Source organism: Paenibacillus cisolokensis (assembly GCF_018403665.1).
GTDB lineage: Bacteria > Bacillota > Bacilli > Paenibacillales > Paenibacillaceae > Paenibacillus_AH > Paenibacillus_AH cisolokensis.
The window spans coordinates 13,239-36,018 of record NZ_BOVJ01000062.1; the positions used below are offsets into that span (position 1 = coordinate 13,239).

Sequence of the window (22,780 nt, forward strand, 5' to 3'; positions counted from 1 at the left end):
GAATAACAACAAATTTCAGTGTCAGCGGTTGGCCCTGGTGCCACAAGCCGATAGTGTTTCTCGTACTTCGACTGTCATCTTCGTTTCAAACCGGAAATGGGCGGGCTTGGCCAGTGTGTAGATCGTGCCATTATACGAGAGCGTGTTACCGGGTCCGAGCTGTCGGTACTCGCGAATGGTGAACACGTGATTCAGACAGCCGCAGCTCGATCACCAGGCGGTCTTGAAACGTCACCCAGAGCCGCTCAACGCGACCCTTGGTCTTTGGTGTAATGGCGTTGATATGCTCGATATGTAACTCCGCCTTGGCGAATTTGAAGATCCGGAAAAAAGACGTCGGTTTACAGTCCTTCTCTTGTTTTGCAGAAACTGACAAAGGTGTTTCTTTTGATTCGTTTCGGCATATACGTTATGATAAGTTCAAGTCTTTGATCTTTTCCTTCGGTTGACAAAAACATGCTCTGCCCAAAGGAGGAGCTGCTTCGTGAACGTGACGGAACAATTGGCGAAAATCAGCCAGCAATTGATGAGCAACAATTACAAATTAACGGTGCAACGGGAAGCGACCGTTCGGGTGTTGCTGGAGAATGAAGCGAACCATATGAGCGCCGAGGAAATATTTTTGCGCGTAAAACAAAAACATCCTGAAATCGGACTGGCCACGGTTTATCGGACGCTGGAGCTTCTGACCGATTTGCATATCGTCGAAAAATGAATTTCGGCGATCGAGTGGCTCGTTTCGATCTCCGCAACGATGATCATGAGCATATGCATCATCATTTGATCTGCTCCGTGTGCGGCAAAATGAAGGAGATCAAAGAAGACTGGCTGTTGGAATTGGAGAAAAGACTGGAACGGGAATATGGTTTCCTGGTGAAGGATCACCGGTTGGAGTTTACGGGCACGTATCTGACTTGCCCCAAAAACTGCAAACGGGTTAACAAGGCGGCGTCCTGAAGATTGGACATCAAGGGCGATGAAGAAGCTTGACGTGATACGGCAGGCTTCTTTTTTGTTGTCGCCGACCCGCGGCGCGCGCGTCCCATCGGTTGTTTCAATATTTCAAGTATGCGAGAGTGTTGGATTGAATTATAATGAAACTGCAATCATTGGAAAGAATAGAGCCTTTCAGCAACGGACCGGGAGCGCATGCGCACGAAGAGAACGAAGAACTGTTTGATGTGCTGGAAGGTGTCATGACGCTTCTGGCGGGCGACGAGCAGGAACCAGTGGTCCGGACAGGCATGCTGATCCGCAGGCCGGTGCGGGAGGTGTTCGATGCATTTATCGACCCTTCGGTTACGACAAAATTTTGGTTTACCAAAAGCAGCGGAAAGCTGGAAGCCGGCAAGCGCGTACGATGGGAATGGGAAATGTATGGCGTCGGTACGGATGTGGACGTACTGGAAGTGGAGCGCGACCGGAGAATTTCGATCCGTTGGTCGCCGCCCGATTGGACCTCTGTCGAATGGACGTTCACGCCCGTAGGCGACGATAGCACGTACGTGAACATTATAAATGCCGGATTTAAGGGGGACGGAGATGACGTTGTCGCGGAAGCGATCGATTCGATGGGCGGATTCACTATGGTTCTGTGCGCGTTGAAAGCATGGCTGGAGCATAACGTTATCCTTTCTGTCGTAGCCGATAAGGCGGCCCCTCATTCGGATTGACGGCTGCGCAGAGAAGATGCTCGGCGCGAAAGCGCGCTCGATGCGGATGGCGGATAAATGTGCCCGGCAAAGCGCCGAGGAGCGGTCCGGCTGCCGAAACGCCGCAGCACCGGACCGCCGGGGGGCGGTCAGCGGGTCAGATCGGCGACGGTTTCTCCGGCGATGAACGTACCGGCGAGTCTCGTATGCTCGTAAGGCTCGGCGGGATTGGCGATGCGCCACAGGAGGCGCTCGGCGGCGCGTCTCCCGGTCTCCCGGATGAGCAGAGAAGGTCTTGAGAGCTGCGGGAAGCGCGGGTCCTCGAGATCCGGCATCGAGACGAGCGAGATGTCGTTCGGTACGGACAAGCCTAACGACTGCAGCACGAACAGAAGCGTATTCAACGTATTTCCGGTGGCGTGCAGGATCGCCGTATAACCGCCGCTCCGCAGCCGTTCCTCGAGCTCCTTTCGCCACTGCTCCGGCGTCGTCGGCAGCTCCGTCATCGGTTCGGCCGCCGCTTCGATGCCGTGCCGCCGCAGCGCGGCCTGAAAGGCGCTCCAGCGCAGGCGAAAGCCGCGGCGCGACCTGATGTCGCCAATGTACAGCAGCCGCCGATGGCCTTTGTCGACGAGATGATCGACGGACTGGTGTATCGCCGTTTCGACGTCCCAGATGACGCTGTCCACCGGGGCGGCCGGAGGCGGGTAGCTGATAAGCACCTTCGGCATCGGAAGCCTGAGCAGAACGGATTCCATAGGCTCCGGCATGGCGGGAGGGACGAACAGTCCGTCGGAGTACGTCAATTCGGCTTGCTCCAGCCACCGTTCCAGCCGCTTCGGTCCGTCTGTGAATTCCGGGAGGACATGTGCCGTCAAGGTGTGGCCGAGCTCGTGGAGCCGTTCCTGCACGCCTTGCAGCTGCGTTCGGTAGAAGGGGGTATCCTGCAGCAGCACAATCGTGAAGCGCCGCCTGTTGGTCGTCAGCAGCGGAATTTTTTCGTAGCCAAGGCTGAGCTCTCTTTCTTTCGTTCGGTAGCCAAGCCGCGCGGCGGTCATAAACACGGCTTTCCGCGTCGCTTCGGACATGCCGGGAAGCCCGCGAAGCGCTTTGGATACCGTATGCACCGTAAGCTGCAGCTCGTCCGCAATGTCCCGGAGGGTGACGTCTTTTTTTCTGCGCACGGCGGGTTGCTCCTTTCTCCCGAGCTTTCATTGGGGTTCAATTGAGCATAAGTGTAACAAAAATGAAACTAAAATGTAAGTTCGCACTGAACTATAATGAACCAAAAGGTTTCTTCATGGAGGTGCGGACATTTTGGGTGCAGCTGAAAAGTCATTCCGTTTCGAGCAGCAAGTTCCTTTATACGACGCCGCGGAGGTCGTCGTCGTTGGCGGCGGTCCGGCGGGGACGGCCGCTGCGATCAGCGCGGCGCGCAATGGGAAGCGGGTCGTGCTGCTGGAGCGATCGGGCCAATTAGGCGGGATGGGGACGCTCGGCAATGTGAGCGTGTTCATGCCTGTCGGCAATGTGACGGGCATCTATCGGGAAATTATCGCGGAGATGCTGGCCGATTATTTGCCGCCGCAGGAGGACGTATCGATTTCGCCGCAATATTCTCCGTTTCTGCTCCGGCATTATTTGAACGAGAAGATGAAGAAGGAAGGCGTCGAAGTATATTTCCACGTCGACTTCGTCGGTGCGGTTCGGGAGGAAGGCCGCCTGCGGGCGGTCATCGTGTCGTCACGGGAAGGGTTGCGCGCGTTCGCCGCGGAGCAGTTCATCGACTGCACGGGAGACGCGAGAGTGGCCGTGGAATGCGGAGTGCCGTATACGACGGGGCGCGAGGAGGACGGCCTGACGCAGCCGATGACGCTGATGTTTATGATGCAGGATACCGGAAAGCCGGTGACGCCGATGCTGCCCGAGGGCTGCGAGGTTTACAACGACGTCTCCGACCTTCCCCAGGGACGGCGCCTGTATTGGGAGCGCAACGGGGACGGCATGCTGCTTGTCAATATGACGCGGGTGAAGGGCAACGGCGCGAAGATCGCGGACGTCAGCCGTGCCGAGCGGGAGGCGCTCAAGCAGGTGTTTTCGGTAGCCCACTATTTGCAGCGCAACGGCTTCGAGACGTACGCGTTGTCCCATGTGCCGGGGCAGATCGGCGTCCGGGAGACCAACCAGATTCAAGGGCTGTACACCCTTACCGAGGACGATGTGACGAGCGGTAGACGCTTCGACGACGTCGTGGCGCAGACGAACTACGAGATCGACATTCACAGCCCGGACGGGAAAAGACGACCGACGAGCGCAAAGTAAGCGGCTACGATATCCCTTACCGGTGTATGGTGCCGGTAGGTCTCGACAACTTGCTCGTGGCGGGGCGGGCGATCAGCGCCACCCATGTCGCGATGTCCTCGATGCGCGTGCAGCCGACCTGTTATGCGCTCGGGCAAGCCGCTGGAGTCGCGGCGGCGCTCGCGATCGAGGAGAACGCCGCCGTCGCCGATATTCCGATTCCGGAGCTGCATCGGCGGCTTCGCGCGCAAGGCGTCCGGCTGTACGGAACGCACGTTTCTTTGTAAGCAAGTCGAGCCGTTAGCACCGTAGCGAAGACCGCGGAACTTGATACAATCCCCTGGAAAGCTCTTAAGATACGGAAATTTCCGTTCTTAAGAGCTTGCTGCTTTTGTTTTGAAAAGCCGGCCCTGTCGGGACTAGAAGGCGAAAAGCTCAGCCGCGAGCTCATCGAGAGTGCCGATGTCTTGCAGCGGGAATCGGGCTGCGATGGGCTCAAAGACGTCTATCCCAGGCCAACGACGACAACCCACTGCCTGGCGGTACAGTGCAAGCCCCAGCGCCTGACGGGGAAAGTTCTTGCTGACCGGCCAGTCGCTGGCCTCCAGAAAAACCCGCAACATCGCTTTGTCGCAATCGAACAAGTCGCGATAAATCTGGATGAACTCATAATGCCGATCGGTTACCATCGCGTCGCCCCAGTCGATGATTCCGGAGAGCCGGCCGTTTTCCACGAACACATGGAGAGCCACCACGTCGGAGTTGACGAATACGCGGTCGAACGGCCCGAGCCGGGCGAGGTAATCGTCAATCTGCTCGATCAGATGCGGCGGCAGTGAGCTTCGCTCCGCGGCTGCCGCTACGTTCAGTCTCGGCCAGTCTGCGTCCGTTGCAATGCCCGACGGGCGCAGCGCGTGCACGCGCCGTATCTGCCTTCCCAGGTCCGCCGCGACCGCAAGCCGTTGTTCGGCGGACAGTTCGGCATCCCGCCAGGAGACCCCGGACATCTTTCTGGTGATCAGGTATGGCCATGGGGCGTCGGCATTGCCGTACAATCGCCCTTCTCCCAGCAGGCTCGGCGCGGCGATTTCCGGATCGGTGGCGGCCAGAGCCAGCGCCGCGCGTTCGGTCTCGTAACTTTTGCGCCAACCTTGGACGTAACCGAACAGCTTCACCACGTAATCGCCGCAGATGAACGTCGGGTACGTACCGCCGACTCCGGCCGCCGATTCCCGTCCGGCGTCGGCCAGACCGTGACGTTCCAGAATCTCGGCGACGTACGGCCACCAGAAGCTCAAGTCGCCGTGGCGGGAGGTGTACTCCCGCACCGACGCGAATGCGGGGGGCCGAACTGGCCTGCGATCCTGTGGAAATTCCGAATGGGTCATGAGCGAAAATTCCCTCCTGTGATATGATCTGGAAGACCGTTCCCGCGATCATCACTCGCACTCAATTCGATTAAGCCCATCATAAATGACAGGCATAACGGGAGCAACGTAACGAACGTCCATATTTAAACATTACAGTCCGTCGAGATACCTTTACTTTCTAGTCTGCTATTCCCGGTCTTTACTTTTCGTTCTAACGCTTTATTTCCCTGTAACATACAGCTAATAGCGGGATGACAGAGTTATCAGGTATAACTAAAAAAAGAAAAACTTTTGGACTCTTTGTATTTGGGGAAGTGATGGAACGAAAGCAATTGGATGACGGCGACGCGGGACAAGGGGATGCATCTGAACGGCGACATCCCTTGCGCAATCCGACCGCAGAATGGCGGGTCCCCGACCCGGGTCTAGGTCGCAAAACCGCCGCAAGTCTGTTTTGAAACGAAGCGAAAACATCTACAATGTAGACATAAGCGATAGAACTTGAATCCATAGCCGGATGACGGCGGATGGCAAATGAAGAAAGGCGGTGACGACCGGAATATGAATGGAAAATCGGCGCTGGGCGCAATACTGGTCATTATTGGAGGACTGATCGTACTCGACTTCATCGGAATCAGTCTCGGCTCCATCATCGGGTTTTTATTCCCCTTCATCCTGATCGGTCTCGGTATTCTGGGCTGGGTGAACAACAGCAAAATCGTTGGAGCGGTTCTTACCGTAGTCGGCGTAATTATGCTGTTCGGCAAATTTGCCGGATTTTTCATGCTGCTGCTGGCGATCGGCATGATCGTATGGGGAATTTCGTTGTTCAGGAACAAGCGGGTGTTTTGACGAACGAAACCGGTGACGGAGACAAGGAGGTAGCGTATGAGCATCATGCGAAGAGTCCGCGACATTACCGTCGCAACATTGAATGAACGATTGGAAAAAGCAGAAGACCCGGTCAAGTTGATCGACCAGTTTCTGTGGGCCACTCGCGAAGATATTATTCAGGCGGAACGTCTTTATCAGCAATATGCCGCTCACAGCCAGCATCTGAAGGCGCAATGGCTGCAGGCGGAGCAGCAGAAGGAGAAACGCGAGCAGCAGGCGATTACCGCCTTGAAGGCCGGGGAGGAGAATTTGGCCCGCATCGCGTTATACGAGAAGGCTGCAAGCGAAGAACGCGCGGCGCAATACCGCGAGCTGTACGAACAATCCAGACTGAATACGTCGGAGCTGGAAGAGCAGCTGGCCAAGCTGCGCAGCGAATACCAGACCGTATACGACAAGCGGGAATATTACGTGGCCAGAATGGAATCGCTGCGGCTGCAGCGCCGGATGAACGAACGGTTCTCGGCGATATACGGATCCGATCTGAGCAAGCCGGAAGGCATGTTCCGCGCGCTGGAAGACCGCATCACCGATCTGGAACTGGAGACTCAAAGTCTCAGCGAGCTTCGCCGGATAAGAGGTGAGACGTTTACCCGGACGGATGCAAACCGCCAGTCGGTCGTTTCGGCTGTCGAGCACGAGCTTGAACAGCTGAAGCGGAAGCTGGAGAAAGGAGGCCCCTCAACGTCATGAGGAAGCTGTACAGATCGCGCTACAACAAAAATTATTCGGCATTTGCGGCGGTTTATCCGAAATGCTCAATGTCGATGTGACGCTCCTGAGAATTCTGCTGATCGTAGCGGCGGTATTTTCCAGCGGGGCGGTCATCCTGATTTACGTCTTGGCTGCGCTCGTCATACCGAAAGAACCGCCTTATTATGGCGGATACGGACCCGGCCCGGACAGTTACGGCGGCTTTGGCGATTACAGCGGCGGTCACCGCGGATTCGGCGGCGGCCACGGAGGGTTCGGGCATTCCGGCGGACCGTATACGAATCCTCCGCAAGGGGGCTCCCACTGGCAAGGCGGCTGGCAACATCAACACAGAGCCGGGTCCGGACCGGCGTCAACCGATTTCGATACGATGATGGACGATCTGGAGAAGAAGGCGCTGCGCAAGGAAATCGATGAATTGAAGGCCAAACTGGCAAAATTAGAGAAGGGAGATAAGTAATATGAGCATTTTCAAACGAATGAGAGATATGACGAAAGCTTCGATTCATGAAATGTTGGACAAAATGGAAGATCCGGTCGTCATGCTGAACCAATATCTCCGCGATATGGAAGCGGAAATTCATCAGGCCGAAGTGACGGTGGCCAAACAAATGGCGAACGAGCGCCGCATGAAGCAGCGTTTGGACGAAGCGGTTCGCGGAGCCGCAGACCGGGAAGCGAAGGCCGAAACGGCGCTGCGCGGCGGCCAGGAAGAGCTGGCCCGCAAAATGCTGGAGGAGAAGCTGTACTTCGATCAGAAGATCGAAGAATATCAAAGCTTGCACCTGGAAGCGAAATCGCAAGCCGATGAGCTGCTGCAGCAACTGCATGAGATGAAGGACGAATTCTATCAGCTCCGCAACAAGCGCAACGAGCTGGCCGCTCGCGCCCAAATGGCCAAAGCGAAGAAGCAGATGGCGCAAGTTACGGCCTCGAATACGCTCGACCGCGGTTCGGCATCGCGCGGATTCCAGCGGATGGAAGAAAAATTATGCAGATGGAAGCGGAAGCGGACGTTCTTCGCGCCCCTTACCGTTACACGCAGCAAGTCGGCGCCGTATCTTCGCCGATCGATGCCGAGAAGCAATTGAAGATCGACGAGCAGCTGCAAGCGCTGAAAAACAAGCTGAATATCCGGCCTGCGCAAACCGAAGAATAACGTAAAAGACAGGCGGAGCAAGCCATGGAAGCGCCGGAGCCTTCCTGGCTTGCTTCGTTATGCGCCGGTTGCCGGGGCGGATGCGGATTGTGAAACAAAAACGTTTCTTGTTCGTAATATAACATACATATGAAGGGGGAGACCGATGGCTGCCAAAAAGCCGAACAGCAAAAGAAATGATTCGCTGCGCCGGAATACGGCGGAAACGCTGCTCTGGCTGCTCGTCATTTTGGGGCTGCTCGTTATCGTTCTGCAGGGCTTCGGGTATGTGGAGCTGTTCGTTCTGCAGCAGAAAGGGGCTGTCATCGGCCTTGCGGTTATTGCCATCGCCCTCGTCGCCGCGGCGATCAACAGCTATGTGAAAGGACTGAAGCTGAGAGAGGCGCTGAAACGTTGAGCCAGCGGGAGAAGAAGCGGCAGGTGACGCTGGATTCCGGCGGGGATGACGGTGTTTCCGGTGATGCGGAGGATGACGGGGAAGACGAGGTTTGGAAGGAGAAAGTCAAATTTTCGGCCGTTATCGAGGAGCGCCAGCGGCTGGCACGGGAGCTTCACGACGCGGTCAGCCAGCAACTGTTCGCCATCTCGATGACCGCGACGGCCGTCGGCCGCACGATGGAGAAGGATTGGGAACGGGCCAAGCGCCAGGTCCAGCTTATCGAGGAGATGGCCGCTGTCGCCCAATCGGAAATGCGCGCGCTTCTTCTGCATTTGCGGCCGGTGCATCTGGACGGCAAAAACCTCGGTCAGGCGCTGCAGGCCTTGATCGGCGAACTGGCGCAGAAAGTGCCGATGAAAATTACGCTCGAAATCGACGAAACGATCGGGCTCGATCCGCAGGCCGAAGACCATCTGTTTCGCATCGCCCAGGAGGCGCTGTCCAATACGCTTCGCCACTCGAAAGCGGACAGTATGGACATCAGACTTGTCCGTTACGGCGGTCAGGTTCGGCTGACGCTGCGGGATAACGGCATCGGATTCGATCCGGAAGAGAAGAAGCAGGCTTCGTACGGCTTGCTGACGATGGAGGAACGCGTGCATGAAATTGGCGGCACGTTCCACTTAATGTCGGAACCCGGCCGGGGCACGACGATCGACATTTGGGTGAGAGCCGACGGAACGGGCCGGCGCGACGATTACGGTATCGGCGAATAGAAAAAGAGGTGTCAGAAACGTTGGAACAGGCGATTAAAGTGTTGCTGGTCGATGATCATGAAATGGTGCGGATCGGCCTTGCCGCCGTATTGGATACCGAAGAAGGCATCGAAGTCGTCGGTGAAGCGAGCAGCGGCAGCGAAGGAATCAGGCTGGCACAGCTTTATAAGCCCGATGTGGTGTTGATGGATCTGGTTATGGACGGGATGGACGGCGTCGAGACGACGCGCCAGCTGCTTGAACTGCATCCGGATTGCAAAGTGATTGTGCTGACCAGCTATCTGGACGACAGCATGCTGTATCCGGTTATCGAGGCGGGGGCGTTCAGCTATTTGCTCAAAACGTCGCGCGCGGCCGAAATCGCCGACGCGATTCGCGCGGCCGCGCGCGGCCAGTCGGTGCTGGAATCCCAGGTTGCGGCCAAAATGATGAACCGTTTCCGTCAGCCGAAGCAGCCGGCCCAGAAACCGCCTCACGAGGAGCTGACCGAACGGGAAATGGACGTGCTCAAAGGGTTGGCGAGAGGACTATCGAATCAGGAAATTGCCGACGAGTTGTTCATCGGCATTAAAACGGTCAAATTTCACATTACGAACATCTTTGACAAGCTCGGCGTCGAAGACCGGACGCAAGCCGCCATTTACGCCCATAAGCACGGTCTGGCCGACTAGCGCCGGCCGGAGACGGCTAGCCCTGGCGGTCGATATGGCGGCCGCGCAACGGCAGCCGCTCGTAAGATTGCGACCATTCGTATCGTTTCAGAATGACAGCGCGGCTGTTCGGCGCTCCGTGGACGAACGGCAGCCTTGCCGTCTCGCCAAGCTCCCCGGCCCAATCCGCGGCGGGAATGCCGACGAAGACGCCGCTGCGTTCGGTCGAAGCGGACCTCTTCGCGTCAGGCGGATGCAGGCTATCATGAGCGAACCCATTTTCGCCGAACGAATCGTAAGCGGCGCTGCGAATCACCGGATGCACCGGCTCGCTGCGGGTTAACCGGTTATACATCAGCAAGCGGGGAATTCTCACCGCGACAGCCCTCCTTTTAACACTTACCTTTTTGTTATCTATATCACCATATTACCTTCGAATTGACGCAAAAGATTGCGATTCATGTCGAAGGCGTAAATAAAGCCTGGAATTGCCGGTTTTGCTTATCCGACAGGCATCCAGGCTTTCGGTATTACAGCAGCAGAAACAGGAAGGAGATCAGCGCCAGATCGAAAATAAGCCTTCCCCCGAAGAACCCTCCATACGGCCCGTAACCCAACGCTTGCGTATTGGCGGTCTGCTTCAGCTCCGGCACTGCTTTTCTTTTTCCTTTCTTACTCCTTTGCCTGTCGTCTTTCTGCTGCAGGGGCCTGCTGGTGGAATGTGTGACAGGTCCGGCCGGCCCTCCGTTCAGGATGACTTTCCCGTCACTGCAATCTGTCAAAATACCGACATGGCGGCTGCCGTCTTTCAGGACGACACATACGGGCATGCCGCAAAACTTCCTCACATGATCTTCGTGAAGCGGATATATAGGTTGCAAGACATGACACCTCCAATGAACGTTCATGCATGCAGTGTATTCAACTACGGGCTGGCACGTATAGGTATATACCCAAAAAACGCAGGGGGATGTTCTTTTCATTTGAGCAGGGATAACGGGCTTCGAGGCAGAAAGTTATGTTAGAAATGAAAAAAACAGGCGAAATCCGGAATATAAGTTCGGAATATAAGGAGGAGGGACATGCCGGACAGCCGGTTGAAGACGGATGAGAAGGGCAGGCGGTGGATCGGGATTGCCGCGGCATTCGCCGTGCTGCTTGCCGGGGCGGTCTGGGCGCTTGTTGCCGCCGATCACGGCGGCGGTACCGGGAAGAATGGGCCGCCTAATGGGGTGACGGGGGATATGGCGGCGCTATGGGACTGGGTCGACCCGCTGTTGGTCCGGGGCGCTGCCGGCGGGATTTGGTCGCTGCGTTGGGATGTGCGGCTGAAGCCGGGCGAAGCCGGGCATCTGCCGGACAGGCTCGGTTTGTCCCCTTTGGATGAGAAAGGCGGCGATCGGGGTACGCTAACGAAAAGATCGAAGGCCGCTTACGGCGGGACGCTGACGCTTCTGCTCCCATCGCATGGCCGGGTCGAACAGCCGGAGGATGCGGTCATATTGTTCGAACGGCGGGCGGGCGAACGGGACGGGCTGCTTGCCGCCGCTGCCGAAATCGGACGGCTGCTCGCCGAAGCTGCGTTCGAACAAACGGCAAGCTTCAGCGTGCGGGGAGAAACCGATTCGCCGCAGGCGGCCGAGCGGCTGGCCGCATGGGCGGATGCCCGGCTGGAGGAGCGCTACGAAGACGGCGGAACGGTCAGCCTGACGTATCGGACACGGCAGCTTCACGCCTCCGTGCCGCTTGGCCGCGGCCGGACGGCCAATCTGCAAATTGCGCTTCATACCGATCGGACGGACGGAACGATTTCGCTTGTCGCCGGCGTCCCGCTTATTACCGGCGATTATGCGGCAAGTGATTAGAAGAAGTTGTGAAGGTGATCAGTTTTTTTATGAATAGGTCGATAGCGCAAGCGTGTGGATTATGCTAAACTACATAACATGGCGCATTGCAGCCGTTAAAAATTCATAGGAAGAGAATGAGGGATCAATGATCTACGAAAACAAACAGGAAACGGCAGCCGAAGGCGCGGTCTACTATTTGTTCGGGGCAACGGGAGACCTGGCCCGCCGCAAGCTTTTTCCGGCGCTTTTCAGTTTATATAAAGAGGGCAAGCTGGCCGACAATTTCGCCGTCGTCGGACTCGCCCGCCGTCCCCGGACGAACGAACAGTTCCGTTCGGACGTATATGACTCCATTACGGAATTTTGCCGATACAAAGCCGACGACACTGAATTGTGGAACCGTTTTGCCGAACACTTCGTCTACATGTCCCTCGATATTCATAATGTGGACGGCTTCCGGCAGTTGAACGCGCTGAGCGCGGAACTCGACGCCAAATTCGGCATTCCGGGCAACCGGCTGTTTTACTTGGCGCTCGCTCCCGAGCTGTTCGGTCCCGTATCGTTCAATATGCGGGAAGGCGGACTGCTCGAATCCGCGGGCTGGCACCGGCTCGTCATCGAGAAGCCTTTCGGTTACGATCTGGAGTCCGCGAAGAAGCTGAACGCCCAGATCAGTCAGGTGTTCAAGGAAGAAGAGATTTTCCGGATCGACCACTACCTCGGCAAAGAAATGGTGCAGAACATCGAGGTCATCCGGTTTGCCAACGCGTTCTTCGAGCCGCTGTGGAACAACCGCTACATAGCGAACGTGCAGATCACGCTGTCGGAGACGGTCGGCGTGGAAGAGCGCGGAGGCTATTACGACAAGTCCGGCGCGTTGCGGGACATGGGGCAGAACCATATGCTGCAAATGCTGACGATGATCGCCATGGAGCCGCCGAGCCGTCTTCATCCCGAAGATATCCGGGACGAGAAGGTGAAAGTGCTGCGTTCGCTGCGCGGGTATTCGTCGAGCGAAGAAGTAAGGCGCAACGTCGTTCGCGGCCAGTACGCCGAAGGAACCTTGAAAGGGAAACCGCTTGTCGGCTACCGCCAAGAGGATTCGGTTGCACCGGATTCCGTAACGGAGACGTATTTTGCCGCCAAGGTGTTCGTCGACAATTTGCGCTGGGCGGGCGTGCCGTTCTATATCCGCACAGGCAAGCGGCTGCCGGTCAAGACGACCGAAGTCGTCGTCGAATTCAAGAACATGTCCGAAAATGTGCTGTTCGCGCGCAAGCACGATCTGTCGCCGAATCTGCTCGTCATTCGCGTCAATCCGATGGAAGGCATCTATATCAAGATCAATGCGAAGAAGCCCGGCTCCGACAATGCGGTGCAGCCGGTGGCGATGGAATTTTGCCAAAGCTGCATGGTCGGCATCAATACGCCGGAAGCTTACGAACGGCTGATCCACGATGCGGCGCGCGGCGATTCCACCTATTTCACGCGTTGGGACGAGGTGGCCGCGGCATGGGCGTTCGTCGATCGCATCGCCGAAGCATGGCGTGAGGACGACAGCGATCTGTCCTTCTACCCGGCGGGCACCTGGGGACCGCAGAAAGCGGATCAGCTGCTGGCAGACGACGGGTTCTTCTGGTGGCCGGTCAACGGTCAGGAAGAGGACAACGTCATCTGGGTTACGAACAGCAGCAAGTGATCTTTCGCATGCGCGTCAGACGCTCATTCTACGAGGAGGATGGAGCAGATGTTTAAAGTTTACGATATATCCATGACCATCGAACCGTCGATGCAGGTTTATAAAAATAAAGAAGAGAAGAAGCCGAAAATTTACAACGTCCAAAATTTCCAGAACGGCAGAGCTTACGAATCGCGCATCGATCTGGACGCGCATTGCGGCACCCATGTCGATGCCCCGCTGCATATGCTGGAGAACGGCGCGACGATCGAGACGATCGGCCTTGAGGAACTGGTCGGCTATGCCAGAGTGCTCGATCTGACGCATGTGCAGGAAGCGGTGACGAAGGAAGATCTCGAACCGTTCGGTCTGCAGCGCGGGGACTGGGTGCTGCTGAAAACGCGGAATTCCTTTTCCGACGAATTCGATATGAACTTTGTCTTCCTGCGCGAAGACGGCGCGCGCTACTTGATCGACCTCGGCGTGCGCGGCGTCGGCACCGACGGGCTCGGCATCGAGCGGGCTCAGCCGGAGTATACGACGCACCGGCCGCTGTTCCGCAACAATGTCATCATTGTCGAAGGGCTGCGGCTGAAGGACGTGCCGGCGGGCACCTACTTCATGGTGATCGCTCCCCTGAAGCTGACCGGCATCGAAGCGGCGCCGGCGCGGGCGCTGCTGATCGGCAAGCCGTAAGCGGATCGTTAATTCTCGATTTTGACAGCAATCGAAACGAAGGGAACTATCACGAAGCATGAGCAAAACGCTAACCGACGAGTTGAAGCGGGAAGTGGAGAAGCGGCGCACGTTCGCCATCATCTCCCACCCCGACGCAGGAAAAACGACATTAACCGAGAAGCTCCTCCTGTTCGGAGGAGCCATTCGTCTTGCCGGCAGCGTCAAGGCGCGCAAGGCGAACCGGCACGCGACGTCGGACTGGATGGAAATCGAGAAGCAGCGCGGCATTTCGGTCACGTCGAGCGTCATGCAGTTCGATTACAAGGGCCATCGGGTCAATATATTGGACACCCCGGGGCACCAGGACTTCAGCGAAGACACGTACCGGACGCTGACGGCAGCCGACAGCGCCGTCATGCTGATCGACGCCGCCAAAGGCGTCGAGGCGCAGACGATCAAGCTGTTCCAGGTATGCAGCAAGCGCGGCATTCCGATTTTCACGTTCGTCAACAAGCTGGACCGCGAAGGCCGGAATCCGTTCGAGCTGATGGAAGAGATCGAGCGGGTGCTCGGCATCCGTTCCGTGCCGATGAACTGGCCGATCGGCATGGGACGCGAGCTGTGCGGCGTTTACGACCGGATGAAAAATCAGGTGGAGCTGTTCCAGGGAGACGATCATTCGACCATTTCCGTCCGTCAGGTGCAGGACTACCACGATCCGCTTATTCGCGAAATGGCGGGGTCGTATTTGCATGAGCAGCTCGAACAGGAGCTGGAGCTGCTGGACGTGGCCGGAGACCCGTTCGATTACGAGAAGGTGCGGGCGGGCGAACTGACGCCGGTCTTTTTCGGCAGCGCCATTAACAATTTCGGAGTCCAGACGTTTCTCGAGAACTTCCTGCAGTTGGCGCCGCCTCCTACGCCGCGCAACAGTACGGAAGGGCCGGTCGAGCCGACCGACGAGAAGTTTTCCGGCTATATTTTCAAAATCCAGGCCAACATGAATCCGGCTCATCGCGACCGCATCGCGTTTTGCGCATTTGCTCGGGAAGGTTCGAGCGGGGAATGACCGTCCGGCATGTGCGGGCGGGCAAAGAGATCAAGCTGTCCCAGCCGCAGCAGTTTCTCGCCCAGGACCGGGATATTGTCGAAACAGCCTATCCCGGCGACATTATCGGCTTGTTCGACCCGGGCATATTCCGAATCGGCGATTCGCTGTGCCAGGGCGGCCAGATCATCTTCGATGAACTGCCGACATTTTCGCCCGAGCTGTTCGCCAAGGTGACCGTGAAAAATGCGCTCAAGCACAAGCAATATCAGAAAGGCGTCGACCAGTTGACGGAAGAAGGGACAATTCAGGTCTTCCATTCGATCAGCGGCCCGGACGAGACGATTCTCGGCGTCGTCGGCCAGCTTCAGTTCGAAGTGTTCGAGTACCGGATGCGGGCCGAGTACGGCGTCGAAGTCATGCTGCACCGGATGCCGTTCCAGTTCGCGCGCTGGATTGTGGACGATAAAATCGATCCGTCCAAATTCCGGATCAACTCGACGCTGGTGAAAGACAAGAAGGACAAATATGTTGCGTTGTTCGAAAACGAATATGCGATGCGGACGGCCATCGAACGCAATCCGACGGCCAAGTTTCTGGAGACGGCGCCTTAATTCGAGGCGCCGTTTTTTGCATGAATGCGGCTTGAAATCCCGTTGACAGAGCATCCTTTTCATGGGAAAATGTACGCGTGTACATGAAATAGTATTTAGCTTGCCGAATGTATGGACAGTGCGGCAGCACGGAGCTGGCAGGGAGGAAAGACCTATTACACGGAAGGAAGTTGCACGGCTGGCAGGCGTTTCGGAAGCGACAGTTTCGCGTGTGTTGAGCGGGACGGGACCGGTAAAGGAAGAGACCAGGCGGAAGGTGCTGGAGGCGGCGGAACGGCTGCATTATGTGCCGAGCGCGCTCGCGCAGCGCTTCGCCCGGCGGAAGAGCGGCAATCTGGGCGTCATCTTGCCGCTCGTGCCGAAGGTGCGTCTATTCTCAACGTATTATTTCTCGGAAATATTGAGCGGTGTCGGCGAAGAAGCGGGCAGGCACGGATACGATTTGCTTCTCATGTTCCGGAAGCCGGACGAGAAGCGGGAATATGCGATGCTGTTCCGCACGCAGAAGGTTGACGCGCTGATCGTTCTCGGTTCCCGCGACGAACCGGACGAGCGGCAGGCGCTCGCCGAACTGTGGCGGGACGGTTATCCGTTCTGCCTCGTCAATCAGCGATTCGACGAGGAGCCGTTTCCGGCGGTCGACGCGGATCATGAATCGGGCAGCTTTCAGGTCGTGCGGCATCTGGCCGGCCAAGGCTGCAGACGGATCGCCTTCGTCAACGGACCGCTCGTCTACTCCAACAGCGCCGATCGGCTGGCAGGTTATCGGCGAGCGCTTGAGGCGTCGGGCTTGCCGTTCGACCCGAAACGAATCTATGCCGGCAATTACAGCCGCAAGAGCGGTCTGGAGCTTGCCGCTTCCATCGCCGACGCGATGCGGCGAGGGGAAGTGGACGGCATATTCGCCGGCAATGACCGGATGGCGATCGGGATTATGCAAGGGCTGCGGGAGTTTGGGCTGGAAGCGGGAGCGGATTATGCTCTGGCCGGCTGCGACGATTCCGAAGGAGCGCGGATGACCGATCCGCAGCTGACAACGCTGTCCGTTCCGTTCGACCGGATGGGGAAGCTTGCCGCCCGCCGTCTGCTTGCCGCCGACGAAACGACTTGGGACACTCCCATACTGAAGCTTCCGGTCGAACTGATCGTCCGGGCATCTACGGAGCGCTTCGGCAGCTCCTCCACAACCGATTGAAAGGTGGAACGGAAGATGGATAAGGTACGTGTCGGCATGGTCGGGTACAAGTTTATGGGCAAGGCGCATTCCAATGCCTATCGCGCGCTTCCGATGTTTTTCCCGGATGCGCCGAAGCCGGAAATGAAAGCGGTTTGCGGGCGCGACCCGCAAGGAGTGGAGGCCGCCCGCGCCCAGTTCGGCTGGGAATCGGCGGAGACGGACTGGCGCCGCCTGGTGGAGCGTGACGACATCGATCTCGTCGATATCAATGCGCCGAGCGACGCGCACAAGGAGATCGCAGTCGCGGCTGCGGCGGCGGGCAAGCATCTGTTCTGCGAGAAGCCGCTGGCGCTGACGCTGGACGATGCGCGGGACATGCTGGCGGCGGCGGAGAAAGCCGGCGTCAAGCATATGATCGGTTTCAACTACCGGTTCGTTCCTGCCGTCCAGCTGGCGAAGAAGCTGGTTGCCGAAGGGCGCATCGGCAAGATTTATCATTTCCGCGCAACGTTTCTGCAAGATTGGATTATCGATCCGGAATTTCCGCTTGTATGGCGGCTGCAGAAGGAGATTGCCGGTTCCGGATCGCACGGCGATCTGGGCGCCCATCTGATCGATCTGGCCCGGTTTCTGATCGGCGAGTTCGAAGAGGTGGTCGGGATGAGCGAGACGTTCATCAAAGAGCGGCCGATTCCGTCGTCCATGACCGGTTTAAGCGCCAAAGGCAGTGCGGACGGTCCGCGCGGAGAAGTAACGGTGGACGATGCGACGCTGTTTCTCGCCCGTTTCGCGGGCGGAGCGCTCGGCAGCTTCGAGGCGACGCGCTTCGCAGCCGGTCACAGGTGCACGAACGCGTTCGAAATTAACGGCAGCAAAGGCAGCGTCAAATTCGACTTCGAACGGATGAACGAACTGCAGGTTTTCTTTAGGGACGATGCGGAGGATGTCCAAGGTTTCCGGCGGGTGCTGGCGACGGATCCGGCCCATCCGTATATGGATGCCTGGTGGCCGCCGGGGCATACGATCGGATTCGAGCATACGTTCACGCATGAGGTTCGCGAATTGCTGCTGGCGATTGCCGGCAACCGCCAGCCGGTCCCGAATTTTACCGACGGGGTGAAATGTCAGGAAGTGCTGGAGGCGGTCGATCTGTCGATCGCGGAGCGCCGTTGGGTGCGAATTGACGAATTGCGGTAGAGCAACAATGGGCGAATGGCGATATGCGGAGCATATGCGGCCGGAAAGGGATGGATAACGAATGAAGCCGATGAAAACGGGCATTGTCGGTTGCGGCAATATAAGTGGCATTTATTTTCGAAATCTTCAGCTTTACCCGGAGGTGGAACTGGTCGCCTGCGCCGATCTGGATGTGGAGCGCGCGGCTGCCAGGGCCCGGGAATTCGGCGTGCCGAAAGCCTGCTCTGTTGATGAACTGCTGGCCGATCCCGAAATCGAAATCGTCGTCAATTTGACAATTCCGAAAGCGCATGCAGCGGTTTGCCTGCAAGCGCTCGCAGCGGGCAAGCATGTTTATGTGGAAAAGCCGCTGGCCGTTACGAGAGAAGAAGGACGGGAAGTGCTGGAGCTTGCCGCCCGCAGCGGCCTGCGGGTAGCCGGAGCGCCGGAGACGTTCCTCGGCGGGGGAATCCAGACATGCCGCAAGCTGATCGACGAAGGCGCAATCGGCCGGCCGGTAGCGGCGACGGCCTTTATGATGGGGCGCGGCCATGAGCACTGGCATCCGGACCCGGAGTTTTATTACGAAGTCGGCGGCGGTCCGATGTTTGATATGGGGCCTTATTATTTGACCGCTCTGATCAATTTGCTCGGGCCGATTCGCCGGGTTACCGGTTCGGCCGCCATTGCGTTTCCGGAGCGGACGATTCTGAGCGAGAAGAAGAAAGGGAAGATCATCAAGGTGGAGACGCCGACGCATATTGCCGGCGTAATCGATTTCGCCTCGGGCGCCGTCGGGACGATCATTACGAGCTTCGATATTATGGCCGGAACGGAGCTGCCGCATATCGAAATTTACGGAAGCGCCGGCACGCTGCGCGTACCGGACCCGAATGGTTTCGGCGGCCGGGTGCAGCTGCGGCGGGCGGACAGCGGGGAGTGGGAGGACATTCCGCTTACCCACGGATATACCGACAATAACCGCGGAATCGGTGTGGCCGATATGGCAAGAGCGATAGCCGAAGGCCGTCCGCATCGCGCGAACGGCGAGCTGGCTTATCATGTGCTTGAGGCGATGCACGGATTCCACGATGCGTCCCGCGAAGGGCGCCATTACGAGATGACGAGCTCCTGCGACAGGCCGGCAGCGATGCCGGAGCGCGGTTAGGCTCCCGATATACGTTCGCATCTTACCCCCGGCTTTTGCGGCCGGGGGCGTTTCGTTTTGCGATTCGCAACGGTAAACCTGTATAATAGACGGAGATAGCGCGCTGCCTAGCGCAGATTAGAACGACGAACGGGGAGGAAAACCGGCCAATGTCAACCATGTGGATTATCGGCGGTTCCATCGTATTGCCGGACGAGGTCGTGACGGGCAGCTTGAAAATCGAAGACGGACGAATCGCCGAAATCAGGAGGGAAGCGGCGGACGATCCGGATCGTCGGGGCATGGCCGAAGCAACAGCAGAGGGTGACGATACGATCATCATCGATGCCGGCGGCTTGTATGTGATGCCGGGGCTTGTCGATATTCATTCCGATGCGATTGAGAAAGAAGTGCAGCCCCGTCCCAATACGATGTTTCCGCTTGACATGGCCTTGATGGAGTTCGAACGGAAGCTGCCGCTGCACGGCATTACATCGATGTATCATTCTTTGTCTCTCGGCGTCGGCCTCAGCCTGCGGGGAGACCACTATTTGACGCAGCTCGTCGAGCTGATTCGCCGGTACCGCAGCAAGCGCAGCATGGTGCGCCACGGCATCCATTTGCGCTATGAGGTGTCCCATCTCGACGGGTTGCCGATCGTGGAACGGTATATTCAAGAAAAGGTGATCGATTATTTGTCGTTCATGAATCATTCGCCGGGTCAGGGCCAGTACCGCGAGCCCGGTTCGTTCGAGCGGTATGTCATGAAGAACCAGGGTGTGGACAGGGAAGAAGTCCGGTATATCGTGGAGGATTTGTTGAAGCGCCAACGGCAGGTCGACTGGTCCCGTCTGCGCGATCTCGGGCGTCTGGCGACCCGAAACGGCATCGCCGTCGCCTCTCATGACGACGATTCGCCGGAACGTGTCGACGAATCGATCCGGTATGGCGCCACCGTATCCGAATTTCCGATGAATCTGGATACTGCGCGTCATGCCATCAAAAGGGGAATCCGGGTATGCGTCGGAGCGCCGAATGTGGTCCGGGGCGGCTCGCACGACAACAACATGCGCGCAGCCGATGCGATAGCGGCGGGGGCAGCCGATATATTATGCTCCGATTACCATCCTTCCTCGCTGTTGGCCGCGATATTCAAGCTGTCCGACGATGGCATTATCGGGCTGCCCGAAGCGGTTCGAATGGGGACGCTGCACCCTGCGCAAGCTATTGGCGCGGAGCAAGTGATCGGTTCGATCGAACCCGGGAAAGCGGCCGATCTGCTTCTTGTCGACCGCTACGAAGGATATCCCTGGGTCAGACGAACGATTGTCGGAGGACGGGAAGTGTACGCGGCCAGCGAATACTATTTGGGCTGAGACGGAAGCGGCATGGAAGCCAAGCGGCGGTGCAAGCATTCGACCATTTGGTGCTGCGCCTCCGCGGAGCTTTCCTGCCAGATCATTTCGAACAGTACGCCGAGACCGGGCAGCGTCTTCTCGTCGTTGCCGACGGAATCCTCAATCACTTCGAATAATTGCTCGCCGGACATGGCATGCACCCGCATCGCGATTGCCTGGCGTAAATCGAAATTGTTCAATCGGATTCCCTCCATTAAATCGGATTTCCGTTATAATATGTCCAGCGCATCGGGGAATCATCCGGCTGTTCAGGCGCCGTCCGCCTTGTCGGAGGCCATCATAATCGTTCAAAAAATCAATTGCCAGGATCAAGGCTGCGGAAATGAAGGGATGGATATACGATGAGGAAAAAGCAGTTTGCCGTTATCGGCATGGGCAGATTCGGTTCCAGCGTAGCGCTTTCCTTGTCCAGGATGGGGTTTGACGTTTTGGCCATCGATATGAACGAGCACCGTATTCAGGAAATATCCCATCATGTGACGCACGCCGTTTCGGCCGATTCAACCGATGAAGACGCGCTGCGGGCAATCGGTATCCGCAATTTCGACGTCGTCGTCGTAGCGATCGGCGCCGACATTCAGTCCAGTATTTTGACGACGCTTATTCTGAAAGATTTGGGCGTGCCGACGCTTATCGTCAAAGCGCAGAACGAGCTCCACGGCAAAGTGTTGGACAAAATCGGCGCCGACAAAGTCATTTTTCCGGAACGGGATATGGGGCTTCGGGTGGCGCATCATCTTATTTCGCCGAATATTCTCGATTTTATCGAGCTGTCGGAAGACTACAGCATTGTCGAGCTGAAGGCGACGGGCCAAATGATCGGCAAAAATTTGAAGCAGCTTGATATCCGGGCCGAATATCGCTGCAATGTTATGGCGATCAAGACGGGAAGTCAGATGAACATTTCGCCGTTCGCGGAAGATGTTATTCAGGAAGGCGACGTGCTTGTCATTGTCGGCAAAAATGAAGATTTGACCCGTCTGGAGCTTGCTTATCAGGAAGGTTGAGAAACATATGACGCAATTCCCGCAACATCCGATCATGCTGAATTCGACGCAAAATCCGCGGGTCAAAAGCTGGTCGTCGCTACTGGAGAAGAAAGGGCGCGACAAGACCGGCATGTTTTTGGCGGAGGGTATCCATCTCGTTCAGGAAACGTTGCGTGCCGGGCTCGAAATATCGGCTGTCGTCTATGACGCGGAACGCGGCGTGCCGGAGGAGCTTGCCGCAGCGCTTGCCCGGCTGCCCGAAGCCCGTATTTCGCGGCCTCTCCCGGTGTAATGGCCAAGTGCACCGGAACCGATACGCCGCCACCGGTCTTCGCCGTTGTCGGCAAGCCCGAGCCGGATCTGTCGGCACCGTTTCGGCCCGGCTGTCTTGCCGTCGTCCTGGACGGCGTGCGCGATCCCGGCAATGTCGGGACGATCATTCGCACGGCGGACGCGGTCGGCGCGGATGCGGTGCTGCTCGGCAAAGGCTGCGCCGATCCGTACAATCCGAAGACGGTCCGTTCGACGATGGGCTCGCTGTTTCATGTGCCGGTCGTCACCGGCGATCTCCGGTCGCTGCTGCCGGAGGCGAAGCGGAAAGGTATCCGGCTTGTCGGAACTAGCCTGCAAGCGACCGCTTCCTGCTACGAGCTCGACTGGAAGCCGGCGACCTGGCTTTTGATGGGCAGCGAGGCGGATGGACTGTCGGCCGATTCGATCGCCTTGATGGACGAGGCGGTGCGCATTCCGATGCGAGGAAAGGCCGAGTCGCTGAACGTGGCGATGGCGTCGACGGTGCTGCTCTACGAAGCGATGAGACAGCGGATGTTTTCAAAGCAACAATAATTTCTGTCCACCCACCTAAATAAGTGTCATGGAATTGGAATAAAAATAACAGTTCTGCTACTCGCAAAAGACTGGATACTGATCGGATATTCTACCGATCAAACTCCAGTCTTTTTCTGATGCCGCGGCGGTAATATTGGTGGGAAAACTAATACTCATTGAACGGCAGATCGTTAACAACCTTCAGTTAGTAAGAGACCGTATCGTTGTTATCATGAACGTTCTAACGAATCTCACACGTCTTATTTTGGCCCATAAGCCGCTTTT

At 57.4% G+C, this 22,780-nt stretch carries 20 protein-coding genes and 5 pseudogenes; 20 read left to right on the plus strand and 5 right to left on the minus strand.

The window, feature by feature from the left end; translation table 11 throughout:
* Positions 1-526: 526 nt before the first annotated feature.
* Both PACILC2_RS08920 and PACILC2_RS08925 read left to right on the plus strand, forming a co-directional pair.
* Positions 527-957 (plus strand): annotated as a pseudogene (locus PACILC2_RS08920) (Fur family transcriptional regulator).
* 239 nt (positions 958-1,196) lie between these two features.
* Positions 1,197-1,673: an SRPBCC family protein gene (locus tag PACILC2_RS08925; protein ID WP_213528600.1), complete on the plus strand. Its 477-nt coding sequence runs from the start codon at positions 1,197-1,199 to the stop codon at positions 1,671-1,673.
* 128 nt (positions 1,674-1,801) lie between these two features.
* Here PACILC2_RS08925 and PACILC2_RS08930 read toward each other — a convergent pair whose 3' ends face one another.
* On the minus strand, positions 1,802-2,836 hold the full coding sequence (locus tag PACILC2_RS08930) for a LacI family DNA-binding transcriptional regulator (RefSeq protein WP_062495261.1): 1,035 nt from the start codon (positions 2,834-2,836) through the stop codon (positions 1,802-1,804).
* 133 nt (positions 2,837-2,969) lie between these two features.
* Between PACILC2_RS08930 and PACILC2_RS08935 the strand changes: the two are divergent.
* A pseudogene (locus tag PACILC2_RS08935) lies at positions 2,970-4,240 on the plus strand (FAD-dependent oxidoreductase).
* A 132-nt stretch (positions 4,241-4,372) separates the two neighbouring features.
* Here PACILC2_RS08935 and PACILC2_RS08945 read toward each other — a convergent pair.
* Positions 4,373-5,341 carry a phosphotransferase family protein gene (locus PACILC2_RS08945; RefSeq protein WP_213528593.1) on the minus strand — a complete coding sequence of 323 codons (969 nt, stop codon included), beginning with the start codon at positions 5,339-5,341 and terminating at the stop codon, positions 4,373-4,375.
* A 516-nt stretch (positions 5,342-5,857) separates the two neighbouring features.
* Between PACILC2_RS08945 and PACILC2_RS08950 the strand changes: the two genes are divergently transcribed.
* From PACILC2_RS08950 to PACILC2_RS08975, 7 genes and pseudogenes are all read left to right on the plus strand, one after another.
* Positions 5,858-6,175, plus strand: coding sequence for a LiaF transmembrane domain-containing protein (locus tag PACILC2_RS08950; RefSeq protein WP_235593226.1), 318 nt, complete (start codon positions 5,858-5,860; stop codon positions 6,173-6,175).
* Positions 6,176-6,211: 36 nt separating this feature from the next.
* Positions 6,212-6,910, plus strand: a complete 699-nt coding sequence (locus PACILC2_RS08955) for a PspA/IM30 family protein (protein ID WP_062495255.1) — start codon at positions 6,212-6,214, stop codon at positions 6,908-6,910.
* 61 nt (positions 6,911-6,971) lie between these two features.
* On the plus strand, positions 6,972-7,391 hold the full coding sequence (locus tag PACILC2_RS08960; protein WP_244863373.1) for a PspC domain-containing protein: 420 nt from the start codon (positions 6,972-6,974) through the stop codon (positions 7,389-7,391).
* 1 nt (position 7,392) lies between these two features.
* Positions 7,393-8,090, plus strand: a pseudogene (locus PACILC2_RS08965) (PspA/IM30 family protein).
* Between the two features lie 145 nt (positions 8,091-8,235).
* Positions 8,236-8,487, plus strand: a complete 252-nt coding sequence (locus PACILC2_RS26645; RefSeq protein ID WP_244863374.1) for a hypothetical protein — start codon at positions 8,236-8,238, stop codon at positions 8,485-8,487.
* A complete protein-coding gene (locus PACILC2_RS08970; protein WP_372447089.1) occupies positions 8,484-9,245 on the plus strand; it encodes a sensor histidine kinase in 762 nt (253 codons plus the stop codon). The genes PACILC2_RS26645 and PACILC2_RS08970 overlap by 4 nt, the downstream gene beginning before the upstream one ends.
* Before the next feature lie 20 nt (positions 9,246-9,265).
* Positions 9,266-9,916, plus strand: coding sequence for a response regulator transcription factor (locus PACILC2_RS08975; protein WP_201024045.1), 651 nt, complete (start codon positions 9,266-9,268; stop codon positions 9,914-9,916).
* A gap of 16 nt (positions 9,917-9,932) precedes the next feature.
* Here the strand turns inward: PACILC2_RS08975 and PACILC2_RS08980 are convergent, their stop codons facing one another.
* Positions 9,933-10,271 (minus strand): hypothetical protein, encoded by a 339-nt coding sequence (locus tag PACILC2_RS08980; protein ID WP_213528594.1) that lies wholly within the window; start codon positions 10,269-10,271, stop codon positions 9,933-9,935.
* Between the two features lie 154 nt (positions 10,272-10,425).
* A complete protein-coding gene (locus PACILC2_RS08985) occupies positions 10,426-10,776 on the minus strand; it encodes a hypothetical protein (RefSeq protein ID WP_213528595.1) in 351 nt (116 codons plus the stop codon).
* Positions 10,777-10,977: 201 nt separating this feature from the next.
* Between PACILC2_RS08985 and PACILC2_RS08990 the strand changes: the two genes are divergently transcribed.
* From PACILC2_RS08990 to PACILC2_RS09025, 8 genes and pseudogenes are all read left to right on the plus strand, one after another.
* Complete coding sequence (locus PACILC2_RS08990; protein ID WP_213528596.1) at positions 10,978-11,760, plus strand: YwmB family TATA-box binding protein; 783 nt, start codon at positions 10,978-10,980, stop codon at positions 11,758-11,760.
* 127 nt (positions 11,761-11,887) lie between these two features.
* Complete coding sequence (gene zwf, locus PACILC2_RS08995; protein ID WP_062495240.1) at positions 11,888-13,441, plus strand: glucose-6-phosphate dehydrogenase; 1,554 nt, start codon at positions 11,888-11,890, stop codon at positions 13,439-13,441.
* 48 nt (positions 13,442-13,489) lie between these two features.
* The gene (locus PACILC2_RS09000) at positions 13,490-14,116 is read left to right on the plus strand and encodes a cyclase family protein (RefSeq protein WP_213528597.1); all 627 of its coding nucleotides are present in this window, start codon (positions 13,490-13,492) and stop codon (positions 14,114-14,116) included.
* Positions 14,117-14,174: 58 nt separating this feature from the next.
* Positions 14,175-15,760 (plus strand): annotated as a pseudogene (locus PACILC2_RS09005) (peptide chain release factor 3).
* A gap of 154 nt (positions 15,761-15,914) precedes the next feature.
* On the plus strand, positions 15,915-16,955 hold the full coding sequence (locus PACILC2_RS09010; RefSeq protein ID WP_062497198.1) for a LacI family DNA-binding transcriptional regulator: 1,041 nt from the start codon (positions 15,915-15,917) through the stop codon (positions 16,953-16,955).
* A gap of 15 nt (positions 16,956-16,970) precedes the next feature.
* Positions 16,971-18,134: a Gfo/Idh/MocA family protein gene (locus tag PACILC2_RS09015; protein WP_062495234.1), complete on the plus strand. Its 1,164-nt coding sequence runs from the start codon at positions 16,971-16,973 to the stop codon at positions 18,132-18,134.
* A 61-nt stretch (positions 18,135-18,195) separates the two neighbouring features.
* Positions 18,196-19,281: a Gfo/Idh/MocA family protein gene (locus PACILC2_RS09020; protein WP_213528598.1), complete on the plus strand. Its 1,086-nt coding sequence runs from the start codon at positions 18,196-18,198 to the stop codon at positions 19,279-19,281.
* A 149-nt stretch (positions 19,282-19,430) separates the two neighbouring features.
* Positions 19,431-20,636 (plus strand): alpha-D-ribose 1-methylphosphonate 5-triphosphate diphosphatase, encoded by a 1,206-nt coding sequence (locus tag PACILC2_RS09025; RefSeq protein ID WP_213528599.1) that lies wholly within the window; start codon positions 19,431-19,433, stop codon positions 20,634-20,636.
* On the opposite strand, the gene sspI is transcribed toward PACILC2_RS09025, so the two are convergent.
* The gene (gene sspI, locus PACILC2_RS09030) at positions 20,624-20,857 is read right to left on the minus strand and encodes a small acid-soluble spore protein SspI (RefSeq protein WP_235593224.1); all 234 of its coding nucleotides are present in this window, start codon (positions 20,855-20,857) and stop codon (positions 20,624-20,626) included. The genes PACILC2_RS09025 and sspI overlap by 13 nt on opposite strands.
* A 162-nt stretch (positions 20,858-21,019) precedes the next feature.
* Between sspI and PACILC2_RS09035 the strand changes: the two genes are divergently transcribed.
* Together PACILC2_RS09035 and PACILC2_RS09040 are read left to right on the plus strand one after the other, a co-directional pair.
* Positions 21,020-21,685, plus strand: coding sequence for a potassium channel family protein (locus PACILC2_RS09035; RefSeq protein ID WP_062495225.1), 666 nt, complete (start codon positions 21,020-21,022; stop codon positions 21,683-21,685).
* Between the two features lie 7 nt (positions 21,686-21,692).
* A pseudogene (locus PACILC2_RS09040) lies at positions 21,693-22,513 on the plus strand (TrmH family RNA methyltransferase).
* Positions 22,514-22,780 lie beyond the last annotated feature (267 nt).